Source organism: Gordonia caeni (genome assembly GCF_039537105.1).
GTDB classification, from domain to species: domain Bacteria; phylum Actinomycetota; class Actinomycetes; order Mycobacteriales; family Mycobacteriaceae; genus Gordonia; species Gordonia caeni.
In genome coordinates, this window is the sequence record NZ_BAAAZW010000001.1 from 441,070 (window position 1) to 453,846 (window position 12,777).

The following is a 12,777-nucleotide window of genomic DNA, read 5'->3' on the forward strand; positions in this document are numbered from 1 at the left end:
GACGTTCCAGAGCGCCGGAACGGCGCGCCATCACAGGGTACAAGGACCCGGGGACTTCCTTCGACTCGAAGAGTAACGGACGGATAACGGACCCGCAAAAGAGTGTGACCCATCCGGCGGCGATTAGGCTGTGGGGCGGGCCACATGCGTGCGCCCGGTGACGTTCGGGGAAGGGAATCTGCTGTGGGCGAGGAAAGTCAGGCCGACGCGGTGGTCGTCGGTTCGGGTCTGGCGGGTCTGGTGGCCACGTACGAGCTGGTCAAAGCCGGCAAGAAGGTTATCGTCGTCGACCAGGAGAACAGGAACAACCTCGGCGGACAGGCCTTCTGGTCACTCGGCGGACTGTTCCTGGTCGACAGCCCCGAACAGCGTCGTCTCGGCATCAAGGATTCCCCGGAGCTCGCACTGCAGGACTGGCTCGGCTCGGCCGGATTCGACCGCGAGGACGAGGATTACTGGCCGCGGCAGTGGGCACGGGCCTACGTCGACTTCGCCTCCACCATCAAGCGCGACTACTTGCACCAGCTGGGACTCCGATTCACCCCGGTGGTCGGCTGGGCCGAGCGCGGCGGCGGTTTCGCCGACGGGCACGGCAACTCGGTGCCGCGCTTCCATCTCACCTGGGGGACCGGCCCCGAAGTGGTCCGGATCTTCGCCGAACCGGTGCTGGAGGCCGAGAAGCAGGGGCTCGTGGAGTTCCGGTTCCGGCACCGTGTGGACGAGCTCGTCATCGACGACGACACCGTGGTCGGCGTGCGGGGCGCCGTCCTGGAACCCACTGAGGCCGACCGCGGCATCGCCACCTCGCGCACCGAGGCCGGTGACTTCGAGATCCGCGGCGGCGCGGTGATCGTCACCACCGGCGGCATCGGGCACAACCACGAGATGGTGCGCGAGAACTGGCCGACCGAGCGGCTCGGCCCGGTCCCCGAGCACATGATCGCCGGAGTCCCGGCCTACGTGGACGGGCGCATGCTGCAGATCGCCGAGGGCGCCGGCGCCAACCTGGTGAACCGCGACCGCATGTGGCACTACACCGAAGGCATCCACAACTGGGATCCGATCTGGCCCGATCACGCCATCCGGATCATTCCGGGACCGTCGTCGTTGTGGCTCGACGCGAACGGCAACCGGCTGCCCGCACCGAACTTCCCCGGCTTCGACACCAATTCCACGATGAAGGCGATCCTGGCGACCGGATACGACTACTCGTGGTTCATTCTGACCGCCGACATCATCGCCAAGGAGTTCGCGCTCTCGGGGTCGGAACAGAATCCGGACATCACCGAGAAGTCGTTCAAGACCGCCGCCAAGAGCCGACTGGCCAAGGGCATGCCCGGGCCGGTCAAAGCCTTCGTCGATCACGGCATCGACTTCGTGGTGCGCGACTCCCTGCCCGAGCTGGTGGCCGGCATGAACGAGATCGGCCGCGGCGGTCACATCGACCTGCAGGACCTGGAGCGCACCATCTCCGCCCGTGACACGCAGGTGGAGAACGGGTACTCGAAGGACGCGCAGATCATGGCGATGCACAACGCGCGGAACTACATCGGCGACAAGGTGGTCCGGGTGGCCAAGCCGCACCGGCTCCTCGATCCCGAGCGGGGCCCGCTGATCGCGGTGCGCCTGAACATCCTCACCCGCAAGACGCTCGGCGGGCTGGAGACCAATCTCGACTCGCAGGTGATGCGGCCCGACGGTCAGGTGTTCGAGGGGCTGTACGCGGCGGGCGAGGTCGCCGGCTTCGGCGGCGGCGGCGTCCACGGCTACAACGCGCTCGAGGGCACCTTCCTGGGCGGCTGCATCTTCTCCGGCCGGGCGGCCGGGCGCGCGGCGGCCCGCAACACCTGACCGCCCGAGAAGTCCCCGCGCACTGACTTCGGGTACGCGCAGACTGCAGTCTGCGCGTACCCGAAGTGGCTGCGCGTGCGGCCGCGGTCAGTGCGCCTCAACGATCCGGCCGCGCAGAACCGGAGTGTCAGTCCGGCCGCTCGTGCCGGCCGCGCTGGTCGTCCCCGAACGGATTGTCCCGGAAATCGGTGTCGCCGAGCGGGTTGGCCCAGAACTCATCGTCTCCGGTCTGCTCGGCGGGCTGGTCCGGGAGATCCGGCAGGTCCGGGAGATCCAGCGGTCCGAAGTCGTCGGCCGGCGCGGCCGGCATCGGCGGCAGGGTCAGATCCGGCAGCGGCTCGAAGGCGACGGTGTCGGCGGTCGGGTCGATCGGCGGCAGTCCCGTCGTCTGCTCACCGGCCGCCCCGGGCGCCCAGTACTCGTCGGCCCTGAGTGGGGCTTCGCCGCCGAACTCGGTGGTCTGCTCGGCATCGCCCAGATACTCGGTGGGGGCGGCAGCCGCCCCTGCCGCCGCGGCGCCCGCGCCGGCAGCGGCCGGCCGGTAGTCGTGGTCGCCCGGCGTGCCGTCATCGGGGGTGTCGGGGTCGGCCGGGGTTCCGGCGTCGTCCTTGCGGCCCCGGAAGAACAGCCAGCCCCAGCCGAGAAGGAACAGGGCGCCGAGCACACCCAGGATGATCGGCACGTAGGTGCCGCCCCAGCGCAGCTGGCCCACATACTTGTCGGCCCGCGCGACCTGCTGGGAGACGGTGGTGTCGGACCACTTGAAGTTGGCCTTGAGCGCATCCATCCGGAAGTCGCGGATCGCGGCGGGCGCATCCTCGCTGTCGTCGACCGAGCGGAAGTACTGGTGCTGCTCCTCGTAGCCGTCGACGATGGTGCCGGTCACCGGCTCCACGTAGACGTGCCGGACCGCGGCACCGAAGCGGTGCATCTCGATCAGGTCGTTGGCCCGGACCCCGCGGCCGCTGATGCCCCACCATTTGGCGGGCATGTTCAAGATGGTGCCCAGCGGCGCCTCGTCCTGCGGATTCGGCAGGTCGGACAGATCGGTCTCGGGGACCTCGGTCTTGAAGTGGTAGACGTCCAGGCCGTCGATCGTCTTCTCTTCGACGAAGCTGGCGACGGTGTCCTGGCGGGTGTTCAGGTCGTAGTAGTAATAGTCGCGCTGCTGCACGCCGAAGCCGAACTTGTACTGGAAACCCTTGCGGTCGTCGAGTCGGACCGAGACGTCTTCCACGGGCACGCCCTCGGGGTCGGCCTCCAACTGCAGCGAGCTGACGTCCCCGTTGGGCGCCGAGGTCTGCCGGTCCACCGAGACGCGGTCGATGTTCGCGGTGAGCAGACCGTCCGAGCAGGTGCGTTCGTCGCCGGCCGCGGCCACGGTGGGCGTGGTCTCAGCGCCGTCGGCGTCCTCGACGCGCTCGATCAGTACGGTCTGCGCGGACTGCAGGGTGGCCTGGTCGGCGTTGGAGGGCTCGACGATGATGGACCGGCGCTGCTGACGCAGGTTCACGTTCAGCTGTGCCGCTTTGGATTCGGACACCGAGCAGCGATCGAAGATCACCGCGGGGAACCGCTCCCCGGCCTGGCCCTCGTCCGAGACGGTGCTCGCATCGGAGGTGATGTCCAGGTCGAGCGGCACCACCTTGAGCTTCGGGACCAGGTAGGTCGGAATGGTGATCGCCGCGGCGATGCACGCGATTCCGAGGAAGGCCAGCAGGGCCATCCAGAATCGTCTCATGTGTCGGGCTCCAAGCAGCTGGGATCGTCCTGTCGGTGTTCAGACTATTAGGTCTGTGGTCTCATCGTGCCGGTCCGCCCCGGTCGGCGCGGCGGTCGCGCTCGGCCTCTTTCATGATCCCGGCCATGTAGCCGTAGATCTCGCGGTCGGAAATCGCCTTCCACCGGGGGGCCAGCAGCTTCATGTACTTCTCCACGTACAGCAGCTGTTTGCCCACCAGCACCAGTTCGCGGGGCAGCCGCGCGTCATGGGCCTTGGCGACCGCGGCCAGCTGGCGGCCCAGGTCGGTGTAGCTCATCGAGCCCATCTCGGTGGTCGACAACGGAACGGTGACCTTCTTGAGATCTTCGCCGCCCTTGGTGGTGGAGCCGGGCTTGTGGACCGCACCGAGCAGAAAGATGGCGCGGCCGGCGGAGTCGTAGTCCTGCTTGACGATCAGGTCCACCACCAGTTGCCGCAGGATCCGGCGGGTGCGCGCGTTGAAGCGCCCCACGATGCCGAAGTCGAGCAGAACGAGCGTGCCCTCGTCGTCCACCAGGACGTTGCCGGCGTGCAGGTCGCCGTGGAAGAGGCCGCCGTGGAACGCCGAGTCCAGCAGCGACAGCAGCAGATTGCGGCACAGGGCTTCGCCGTCGTGCCCGGCGGCGCGGACGGCCGCGGCGTCGTCGATGCGGGTGGCGTAGATCCGCTCCATGGTGAGCACGCGCGCGGTGGTGAGGTCGTGGTAGACCTTCGGCACGCGCACGCGGTCCCCGAACGGCCCCGGCTGCAGACAATCGAACCACTCCGCCATGGTGGTGGCCTCGTTGCGGAAGTCGAGTTCGGCGTTGAGACCGTCGGCGAAGTCCTCAACCACGTGGCGGGCGCTGAGCATGCGGCCGTATTCGGACAGCTCCACCAGTCCGGCGAGACGCTCCAGGATGGCCACGTCGGGGGCCAGGCGGTCGGCGATGCCGGGGCGCTGCACCTTGACGACCACCTCCTCGCCGCTCAGCAGGGTCGCAGTGTGGACCTGCGCGATGGAGGCGGAGGCGATCGGCTCGTCGTCGAAGGTGGCGAAGACCTCCCGGGCCGGCCGGCCGAGCTCGGATTCGACGATCCGGTGGATCTGGTCGATGGGCGCCGGCGGCACCCGGTCGAGGAGGGATTCGAACTCTTCGGACATCTCCGGGCTGAACACCCCGGGGCTGGAGGCGATCAGCTGCCCGAGTTTGACGTAGGTCGGACCGAGGTTCTCGAAGATCACGCGGACCTCGTGCGCGACGGTGCCGGTGCCGGGCAGTCGGCCGTGCCGCAGTCCGCGGGCCGAGTTGAACAGGAAGCGTCCGACGCCGAGGGCGGTATGCGACGCGGTGGAGGTGAAGCGGGTGACCTCCGTGGCCGCAGAGACCGCCGGCAACTGCTTCCGGGCGTCGTCGACTGGCGATTGAGTCATCACCGTTACGGAGTGTAGTCGGGGTTCGCCGGGGAATGGAGTTTCGTGACCTGGGTCAAGACGCCCGGCGCCGGGTCGGTCGAGTCACCGGATGTGCCCGTGCTCATGTGCGCGGTCGCGCGGGCGTAGGCTGGACGCCGAGTTTTCGACCGCGGGTCGATAACCGAAGACGTACGCGGCGAAGGGCAGGTGGACGATGAGCGCGGAGATCCGGGCGGACCTGGTGGTGGTCGGTGCCGGCGTCGCGGGCCTGACCGCGGCCCTCACCGCTGCTGAAGCGGGCCTGCGAGTGGTGGTGCTGAACAAGGGGCGGTCGTGGCGCCCGGAGGAGCGCGAGCAGTCCACCTCGACGTTCTACGCCCAGGGCGGCATCGCCGTGGTCCTGCCGGACGACCCGGGCGACAGCGTGGCCCTGCACGTCCAGGACACGGTGACCGCCGGCGCCGGGCTCACCGCCGCCGGTCCCACCGAACAGATCGTGGCGGGGGGATGGCCCGCGGTGCGGCGGCTGGTCGATTGGGGAGCACGCTTCGACACCGGCGCCGACGGGCGGTATCTCCGCACCCGCGAAGGCGGCCATTCCGTCCGCCGGATCATTCACGCCGGCGGCGACGCGACCGGGGCGCAGGTGCAGGCGGCACTCGGGGCGGCCGTGGCGCGGGCGCAGATCACGGTGCTCGACGAGGCCCGCGCCACCGCGGTCGTGACCGCACCGGACGGTGCCGCGGTGGGCGTGTCGTACGCCGATGCGGCCGGCGACGGAGTCGTGCGCGCCCCCACGGTGCTTCTGGCGGCCGGCGGGGTGGGGCACCTGTACGCGGCCACCACCAACCCGGCCGGCGCGACCGGCGACGGCATCGCGCTGGCCCTGGAGGCCGGCGCGGCGGTGGCCGATCTGGAGTTCGTGCAGTTCCATCCGACGATGCTGTACGTGCCGGGCGCACGGGGCCGCCGGACCCTGGTCAGTGAGGCGCTGCGCGGGGAGGGCGGGCGGCTGGTCGACGCCGACGGCCACTCGGTGACCCGCGGCGTGCATCCGCTGGGCGACCTGGCCCCGCGCGACGTGGTCGCCCGGGCGGTGACCGCGGCGATGGAGCGCACCGGCGCTCCCTGCGTCTACCTGGACGCCGGTGCCATCGACGACTTCGAGAACCGGTTCCCGACCGTCCTGGCCGGGGTGCGCGCGGCGGGCGTGCGCATCGACGACGGCCGGCTGCCGGTGGTGCCCGGGGCGCACTACCTCTGCGGCGGTGTGGTGACCGACGCGCACGGACGCACCGGCGTCGCGGGGCTGCTCGCCGCCGGCGAGGTGGCCCGGACGGGACTGCACGGCGCCAACCGGCTGGCCTCCAACAGTCTGCTCGAGGGTCTGGTGATGGGGTGGCGGGCGGCGGAGATTGCAGTCGCACGGCGTTCGGTGCCCGTGCCGGCGGCACCGGCGGAAGTGCCGGCCGAGCGCCCGGCGGCCGAACGCGGCGTCCTGCAAGACCTCATGTCCGCCCGGGTGGCCTTGCGCCGTGACGCCGACGGGCTCGCCGCGGTGGTGAAGGTCCTGGACGCGGCCCCCGGGCGCCCGCAGCGCGAACGCCCGGACACCGAGGACGCGGCCCTGACCCTCACCGCCCGCGCGGTGGTGGCGGCGGCATCGGCTCGCGAGGAGTCCCGCGGCTGCCACTTTCGGAGCGACCACCCGAACCCGGCCGGCTCCGCCGTCTCGCAGCCGTTCGTGCTCCGCGACGGCATGGTGGTGCCCGACGCGGTCGGAGCGCACACGGTGCCGGCGTGAGTCGCGCCTGCGCGCCATTCCGCTCGTGTGTGTTTCCCTAGTGTCTGTTGCCGGATATTCGTAGACTGCAGCCATCACACGCGAAACGAGGGGATCGGCATGGAGCGAGATCGTTGCTGGTCGTCGATCGTGGCCGGCCCCGCCGACCGCGCGGCCCTGCGCATCGAACTGCAGATTTCCTGGCCGATCGGCTGTGAACTCCCGGCCGGACATTCCGGTCCGCATGCCAGCGACGGCGGCCGCGGCGGCACCGCGCCCCGCCCCTGGTTGCTGTGGGGGGACTTCGCGCGCACGCCGCAGGCCCGCCGGGACCTTCCGCCCTGTTCGGTGAAGTCGATCGACGACTCGCCGTGCACGCTGTTCGACGGGCACGGCGGCTCGCATACGTTCGGAGTGACGGCGCCGCGCCCCGCCCCGGCACAGCCCCGCCCGGCACAGTCCCGCCCGGCCGTGGCTCCCACGCCGGCTCGTGCCCGACCGTCGTATGCCGGCCGCGGACTCCCGGCCGACCGCACCGCTCCCGCAACACCGGGGTGGGGGTTTCCGATGCCCACTGCCCGCAGCAGGTCCGGACCCCCTCCGGCAACCGCTCCGGCGCCCGGGCCCGCGGATCCGCCGCGTCCGGCGACTGTGCCTCCGGCCCGACACGCGACGGCCTCGGCCGACGGGCCGTCCGGGCCGGCGGCCGGCACGCAAGAGGAGGATCACGTGGGCGGTAAGGGCAAGGACGGCAAGGACAAGGACGGCAAGGACAAGGACGGCAAGCGCAAGGGCCGGGACAAACATGAGGGCAAGCACGCGCCACCACTCGGCCGTGACGGCGCCGTGCCCACGGTCGGTGCGCATGCGCTGGGCTCCATGATTCAGATCAACGACTACGCCGATGCGACCCGGACCTCGCTGATCGAGGTGATCGATGCGGACGGTCGCCCGCGGACAGTCGTCGCGCCGGTGACCGCGGTGCGGGCCGTGGCGGAGCCGGAGCCGACGGTCGCGCCGGAGGTGCCGGTCGCGGTCGCGACGGAGGTCGCCGGGCTCACCGCCATCGCCGCCCAGGCGGCCTCGGCGATCCCCGACGATCAGTTCCTGGTCCGGCGGCAGGTGGCCGACGCCCTCCAGGACGTCGCCGCGGCCCTGGCCAAGTTGGCCGACAGCCTCGACCCGCGCTGATCCTTCCGCACCCGCCGGGCGGCGGTGACTTGTCAAGAACGTATACCCCTACCGGGTACGGGTTGACGTCCCGGAGGCTCGGAGATACCGTGGGAGGGTATCGACGAGGAGTGATTCACATGAGCAGTGGCCACGGCTACATCGACGACAAGGACGCCTACGTCCGGCGCCTCAAGCGGATCGAGGGACAAGCCCGCGGACTGCAGCGCATGGTGGAGGACGAGGCCTACTGCATCGACATTCTCACCCAGGTGACCGCCATGAAGCGGGCCCTCGAAGCGGTCAGCCTCGGCCTGCTGAACGACCACATGAACCACTGCGTCGTCGGAGCCGCCCGGGAGAGCGACGAGGCCGCCGCGGTCAAGATCGACGAGGCCATGAAGGCCATCTCCCGCCTGGTCAAGAGCTGACCGCCCGTCCGGGTGGGTGCAGTAATCGTCGCGGGCGCGGCCCGCGCCACAGAGAGGAACCAGAACAATGAGCACCACCGTCGTCACCGTCACCGGTATGACCTGCAACCACTGCGCGATGTCGGTGCGCGAGGAGATCGAGGAGATCCCCGGCGTCACCGGCGTCGCGGTAGACGTCGACTCCGGCCGGGTCGAGATCACCAGTACCGCCGACCTCGACGGCGCGGCGATCGCGGCCGCCGTCACCGAGGCCGGCTACCAGCTCGCATGAGCGGGCCGGGAGCAGGTGCCTCCGCGGCGTTCACCCGCCCGGCGGTGCGCATCGCCGTCTTCGTCGTCGGACTGTGCGTGGTCCTCGGCATCACCTTCGGCATCGGCCGGGCGGTGGGCCCCTGGGACCTGGACACCGCGCCCACACACGACACCCACCAGAACGAACAGACCACGGAAGTGCGGCATGACGGTCACTGACACCACCACCGATGCGCCCGAACGGGAGATCGATCTCGACCTGATGGGCATGACCTGCGCCTCCTGCGCGAACCGCATCGAGCGCAAGCTGAACAAGCTGCCCGGCGTCACCGCTCAGGTCAACTACGCGACCGAACGCGCGCACGTCGGATACGGCGGCGACGTCTCCCCGGCCGACCTGGTCGACACGATCAAGGCGGCCGGTTACGACGCCGCTCCGGTCCCGGAGCCCACCCGAGAGGACGCCGCGGATACGGCGGCGGCGCCCTCGCGCGCGGAGACCGAGCTGGCCTCGCTGCGCGAGCGGCTGATCGTCTCGGCGCTGCTCACGGTGCCGGTGATCGCGCTTGCTATGGTTCCGGCCTGGCAGTTCACCTACTGGCAGTGGCTGTCTTTGACGCTTGCCGCGCCGGTGGTGGTCTGGGGCGCCTGGCCGTTCCACAAGGCCGCGTGGACCAACCTGCGGCACGGCTCCACCACCATGGACACGCTGGTGTCGGTCGGCGTGACCGCAGCCTTCGGCTGGTCGGTCTACGCCCTGTTCTGGGGCACCGCCGGCGTACCCGGCCTGCGGCACGGCTTCACCTTCATCGCCTCGCGCGGCGAGGGCGCCTCGCACATCTATCTGGAGGCGGCCGCCGGGGTCACCACCTTCCTGCTGGCCGGGCGGTACTTCGAGAAGCGATCCAAGCTCAAGGCCGGCGACGCCCTGCGCGCGCTGGCCGAGGTGGGCGTCAAGGACGTCACCGTGCTGGTGGACGGCCGGGAGCAGACGATCCCGATCGAGCAACTGGCCGTCGGCCAGGAGTTCGTGGTCCGGCCCGGAGAGAAGGTCGCCACCGACGGAGTGGTGATCGACGGCGCGTCGGCGGTCGATCAGGCCATCATCACCGGCGAATCACTCCCGGTGCAGGTGATGCCCGGCGACGAGGTGATCGGCGGGACCGTGAACGCCGACGGCCGCCTGGTGGTCCGGGCCGCGGCGGTGGGGTCGGACACCGCCCTGGCGCAGATCGCCAAACTGGTCGCCGACGCGCAGACGGGCAAAGCCCCGGTGCAGCGCCTGGCCGACCGGGTGTCGGGCATCTTCGTGCCGATCGTCATCGCGATCGCCGCGGGCGTCCTGGGATTCTGGCTCGGCGTGGGCGGCGGCCCGGTGCTCGCGTTCACCGCCGCGGTCTCGGTCCTGGTGATCGCGTGCCCGTGCGCCCTGGGCCTGGCCACCCCTACCGCGCTCATGGTCGGCACCGGCCGGGGAGCGCAGCTGGGCATTCTGCTCAAAGGGCCGGAAGTGCTGGAGTCCACGCGGCGGATCGACACCATCTGCCTGGACAAGACCGGCACCGTCACCACCGGCGTGATGGCGGTGGACCGGGTGATCCCGGCCGACGGGGTCACGCAGGAGCAGGTGCTGGCGCTGGCCGCCGCGGTGGAGGCCGGGTCGGAGCATCCGATCGGCCGCGCCGTCGTCGCCGAATCCGACAGCCGGGGGCTCGACGTTCCACCGGCCGCCGGCTTCACCAATCTGGCCGGGGCCGGAGTGCTGGCGCAGGTCGACGGCGCCGCCGTCGCGGTGCGCGGGCCGCGCGACGTGACCGCGGCTCTCGGGTCGTCGCTGACCGCCGCGATCACCGCCGCGCAGGCCGCCGGCGGCACCCCGGTGATCGTGACTCGCGACGACGAACCCGTGGGCGTGGTGGTGGTGGCCGACGAGGTGAAGCCCAGCTCGGCCGCGGCGATCGCCGAACTCAAGAAGATGGGGCTGACCCCGGTGCTGCTGACCGGCGACAACCTCGGCGCGGCCGAACACGTCGCCCGCCAGGTCGGGATCGACCGGGTGATCGCCGACGTGACCCCGGACGGCAAGATCGCGGCCATCGCCGACCTGCAGGCCGAGGGACACGTGGTCGCCATGGTCGGCGACGGCGTCAACGACGCCGCGGCGCTGGCCGGCGCCGATCTCGGCCTCGCGATGGGGACGGGCACGGACGTGGCGATCGAGGCCAGCGATCTGACGCTGGTCCGCGGCGACCTGTGGTCGGTGTGCGATGCCATCGCGCTCTCCCGCAAGACGCTGCGCACCATCAAGAGCAACCTGTTCTGGGCCTTCGCCTACAACGTGGCCGCGATTCCGGTGGCTGCGGCGGGCCTGCTGAACCCGATGATGGCCGGTGCCGCGATGGCGCTGTCGTCGGTGTTCGTGGTCGCCAACAGCCTCCGGTTGCGGGCCTTCGCGCCGGTGGATCGCCGCGACGGCTAGAACAAGTTCTATAACGTGTTCTACTCTGGGGTCCATGAGCGGTTTGGACCTTCCGGAGACCATCGACGTCGACGACGTTCCCGAATTCAGCGACACCGTGGACGTGCTGGTCCTCGGGGCGGGCATGGGCGGCTGTTGCGCTGCGCTCGAAGCCGCGCGAGACGGCGCGAAGGTCCTGGTGCTGGAGCGCTCGGCGGCCGCCGGCGGCACCAGCTGCATGGCCGGCGGGCACTTCTACCTGGGCGGCGGCACCAAGGTGCAGCAGGCCACCGGCCACGACGACAGCGCCGCGGAGATGGAGAAGTACCTGACCGCGGTCTCCCGCGATCCGGAGCCGGAGAAGATCGCCGCCTACTGCGCGGACAGCGTCGAGCACTTCGACTGGCTCGAAGCGCTCGGGTTCGAGTTCGAGCGCAGCTTCTACCCGGAGAAGGCCGTGATCCAGCCGCAGACTCAGGGGCTGATGTTCACCGGCAACGAGAAGGTCTGGCCGTACAGCACCCAGGCCGTCCCCGCCCCGCGCGGGCACAAGGTGCCCGTCCCCGGCGACACCGGCGGCGCCGGCATGGTGATCGGCCTGCTGGTGGACCGCCTCGCCGACGAGGGCGTCGAGATCCGGTACGAGACCGGTGGCCGCAAGCTGGTGACCGACGGCGACGCGGTGGTGGGCGCTGCCTGGAAGAACACCGACGGCGCCGAGGGCTTCATCCGCGCCGGGGCCGTCGTGGTGGCCGCGGGCGGCTTCGTGATGAATCCCGACATGGTCGCCGAGTACGTGCCGCAGCTGGCCGAAAAACCCTTCACCCTGGGCAGCACCTACGACGACGGTCTGGGCATCCGGCTCGGCGCCTCGGTGGGCGCCGAACTGAAGCACATGGACCAGGCCTTCATCACCGCGCCCGTGTATCCGCCGTCGATGCTGCTGACCGGGCTGGTGGTCAACAAGAACGCCGAGCGGTTTGTCGCCGAGGACTCCTACCATTCCCGCACCTCCGGCTTCGTGATGGACCAGCCGGGTGCCGCCGCCTATCTGATCGTCGACGAGGCGCACATGGAGCGCCCGGAGTTCCCCCTGGCGCCGTTCATCGACGGTTGGGAGACCATCGACGAGATGGCCGACGACCTCGGTCTGGACCGGGCCGCTCTGCACGCCACCATGGACCGTTACAACGAGCACGCCGCGCGGGGCGAGGACCCCGACTTCCACAAGAGCCCGGAGTTCCTTGCCGCCCAGGACACCGGGCCGTGGGCGGCCTTCGACATGACCCTGGGCAAGGCGCTGTACGCGGGTTTCACCATCGGGGGAATGGCCACCACCGTCGACGGCCGGGTACAGCGCCCGGACGGGTCGGTGATCGACGGTCTCTACGCCGCCGGCGCCTGCGCGGCCAACATCGCGCAGGACGGCAAGGGGTACGCCAGCGGCACGCAGTTGGGCGAGGGATCGTACTTCGGGCGCCGCGCCGGACGGCACGCTGCGTCGACCAGGGTTCTCGCCGGAACTGAACGCGCAGACTGAATTCCGCGGCGTACTGACAGGTAAGTGACCTTTCTAACCCTGGGAATGGTCCTTGCCGATCACCGTGCTACCTTTTTGCCACGTCTTCTATCTGCGGGAACGATGCCTCACCATGGCTGCCCGCGGCAGATCGC

At 70.4% G+C, this 12,777-nt stretch carries 10 protein-coding genes; 8 read left to right on the plus strand and 2 right to left on the minus strand.

Going from position 1 to position 12,777, the window contains the following annotated elements; translation table 11 throughout:
- Positions 1–183: 183 nt before the first annotated feature.
- Positions 184–1,851: an FAD-binding dehydrogenase gene (locus ABD732_RS02075; protein WP_344780066.1), complete on the plus strand. Its 1,668-nt coding sequence runs from the start codon at positions 184–186 to the stop codon at positions 1,849–1,851.
- 127 nt (positions 1,852–1,978) lie between these two features.
- On the opposite strand, the gene pgfA is transcribed toward ABD732_RS02075, so the two are convergent.
- Both pgfA and ABD732_RS02085 read right to left on the minus strand, forming a co-directional pair.
- Complete coding sequence (gene pgfA / locus ABD732_RS02080; RefSeq protein ID WP_344780068.1) at positions 1,979–3,592, minus strand: cell envelope lipid trafficking protein PgfA; 1,614 nt, start codon at positions 3,590–3,592, stop codon at positions 1,979–1,981.
- Positions 3,593–3,653: 61 nt separating this feature from the next.
- Complete coding sequence (locus ABD732_RS02085; RefSeq protein WP_425552961.1) at positions 3,654–5,027, minus strand: ABC1 kinase family protein; 1,374 nt, start codon at positions 5,025–5,027, stop codon at positions 3,654–3,656.
- Between the two features lie 196 nt (positions 5,028–5,223).
- Between ABD732_RS02085 and nadB the strand changes: the two genes are divergently transcribed.
- The 7 genes from nadB (at position 5,224) to ABD732_RS02120 (ending at position 12,643) form a co-directional block, all read left to right on the plus strand.
- The gene (gene nadB / locus ABD732_RS02090; protein WP_344780072.1) at positions 5,224–6,813 is read left to right on the plus strand and encodes an L-aspartate oxidase; all 1,590 of its coding nucleotides are present in this window, start codon (positions 5,224–5,226) and stop codon (positions 6,811–6,813) included.
- A gap of 708 nt (positions 6,814–7,521) precedes the next feature.
- Positions 7,522–7,983: a hypothetical protein gene (locus ABD732_RS02095; RefSeq protein WP_344780074.1), complete on the plus strand. Its 462-nt coding sequence runs from the start codon at positions 7,522–7,524 to the stop codon at positions 7,981–7,983.
- A 119-nt stretch (positions 7,984–8,102) separates the two neighbouring features.
- The gene (locus tag ABD732_RS02100) at positions 8,103–8,393 is read left to right on the plus strand and encodes a metal-sensitive transcriptional regulator (RefSeq protein WP_344780076.1); all 291 of its coding nucleotides are present in this window, start codon (positions 8,103–8,105) and stop codon (positions 8,391–8,393) included.
- Between the two features lie 67 nt (positions 8,394–8,460).
- Positions 8,461–8,664: a heavy-metal-associated domain-containing protein gene (locus ABD732_RS02105; protein ID WP_344780078.1), complete on the plus strand. Its 204-nt coding sequence runs from the start codon at positions 8,461–8,463 to the stop codon at positions 8,662–8,664.
- Positions 8,661–8,864 carry a hypothetical protein gene (locus ABD732_RS02110; protein WP_344780080.1) on the plus strand — a complete coding sequence of 68 codons (204 nt, stop codon included), beginning with the start codon at positions 8,661–8,663 and terminating at the stop codon, positions 8,862–8,864. Before ABD732_RS02105 ends, ABD732_RS02110 begins: the two co-directional genes overlap by 4 nt.
- Entirely contained in the window at positions 8,851–11,124 is a 2,274-nt protein-coding gene (locus ABD732_RS02115; RefSeq protein WP_344780082.1) for a heavy metal translocating P-type ATPase, read from the plus strand. Before ABD732_RS02110 ends, ABD732_RS02115 begins: the two co-directional genes overlap by 14 nt.
- 34 nt (positions 11,125–11,158) lie before the next feature.
- On the plus strand, positions 11,159–12,643 hold the full coding sequence (locus ABD732_RS02120) for an FAD-binding protein (protein WP_344780084.1): 1,485 nt from the start codon (positions 11,159–11,161) through the stop codon (positions 12,641–12,643).
- Positions 12,644–12,777 lie beyond the last annotated feature (134 nt).

Excerpts from the sequence above, each read along its gene's own strand:
- pgfA (WP_344780068.1), bottom strand. The coding sequence starts at position 3,592 with ATGAGACGATTCTGGATGGCCCTGCTGGCCTTCCTCGGAATCGCGTGC.
- ABD732_RS02085 (WP_425552961.1), bottom strand. The coding sequence starts at position 5,027 with ATGACTCAATCGCCAGTCGACGACGCCCGGAAGCAGTTGCCGGCGGTC.
- nadB (WP_344780072.1), top strand. The coding sequence starts at position 5,224 with ATGAGCGCGGAGATCCGGGCGGACCTGGTGGTGGTCGGTGCCGGCGTC.
- ABD732_RS02100 (WP_344780076.1), top strand. The coding sequence starts at position 8,103 with ATGAGCAGTGGCCACGGCTACATCGACGACAAGGACGCCTACGTCCGG.
- ABD732_RS02105 (WP_344780078.1), top strand. The coding sequence starts at position 8,461 with ATGAGCACCACCGTCGTCACCGTCACCGGTATGACCTGCAACCACTGC.
- ABD732_RS02110 (WP_344780080.1), top strand. The coding sequence starts at position 8,661 with ATGAGCGGGCCGGGAGCAGGTGCCTCCGCGGCGTTCACCCGCCCGGCG.
- ABD732_RS02115 (WP_344780082.1), top strand. The coding sequence starts at position 8,851 with ATGACGGTCACTGACACCACCACCGATGCGCCCGAACGGGAGATCGAT.
- ABD732_RS02120 (WP_344780084.1), top strand. The coding sequence starts at position 11,159 with ATGAGCGGTTTGGACCTTCCGGAGACCATCGACGTCGACGACGTTCCC.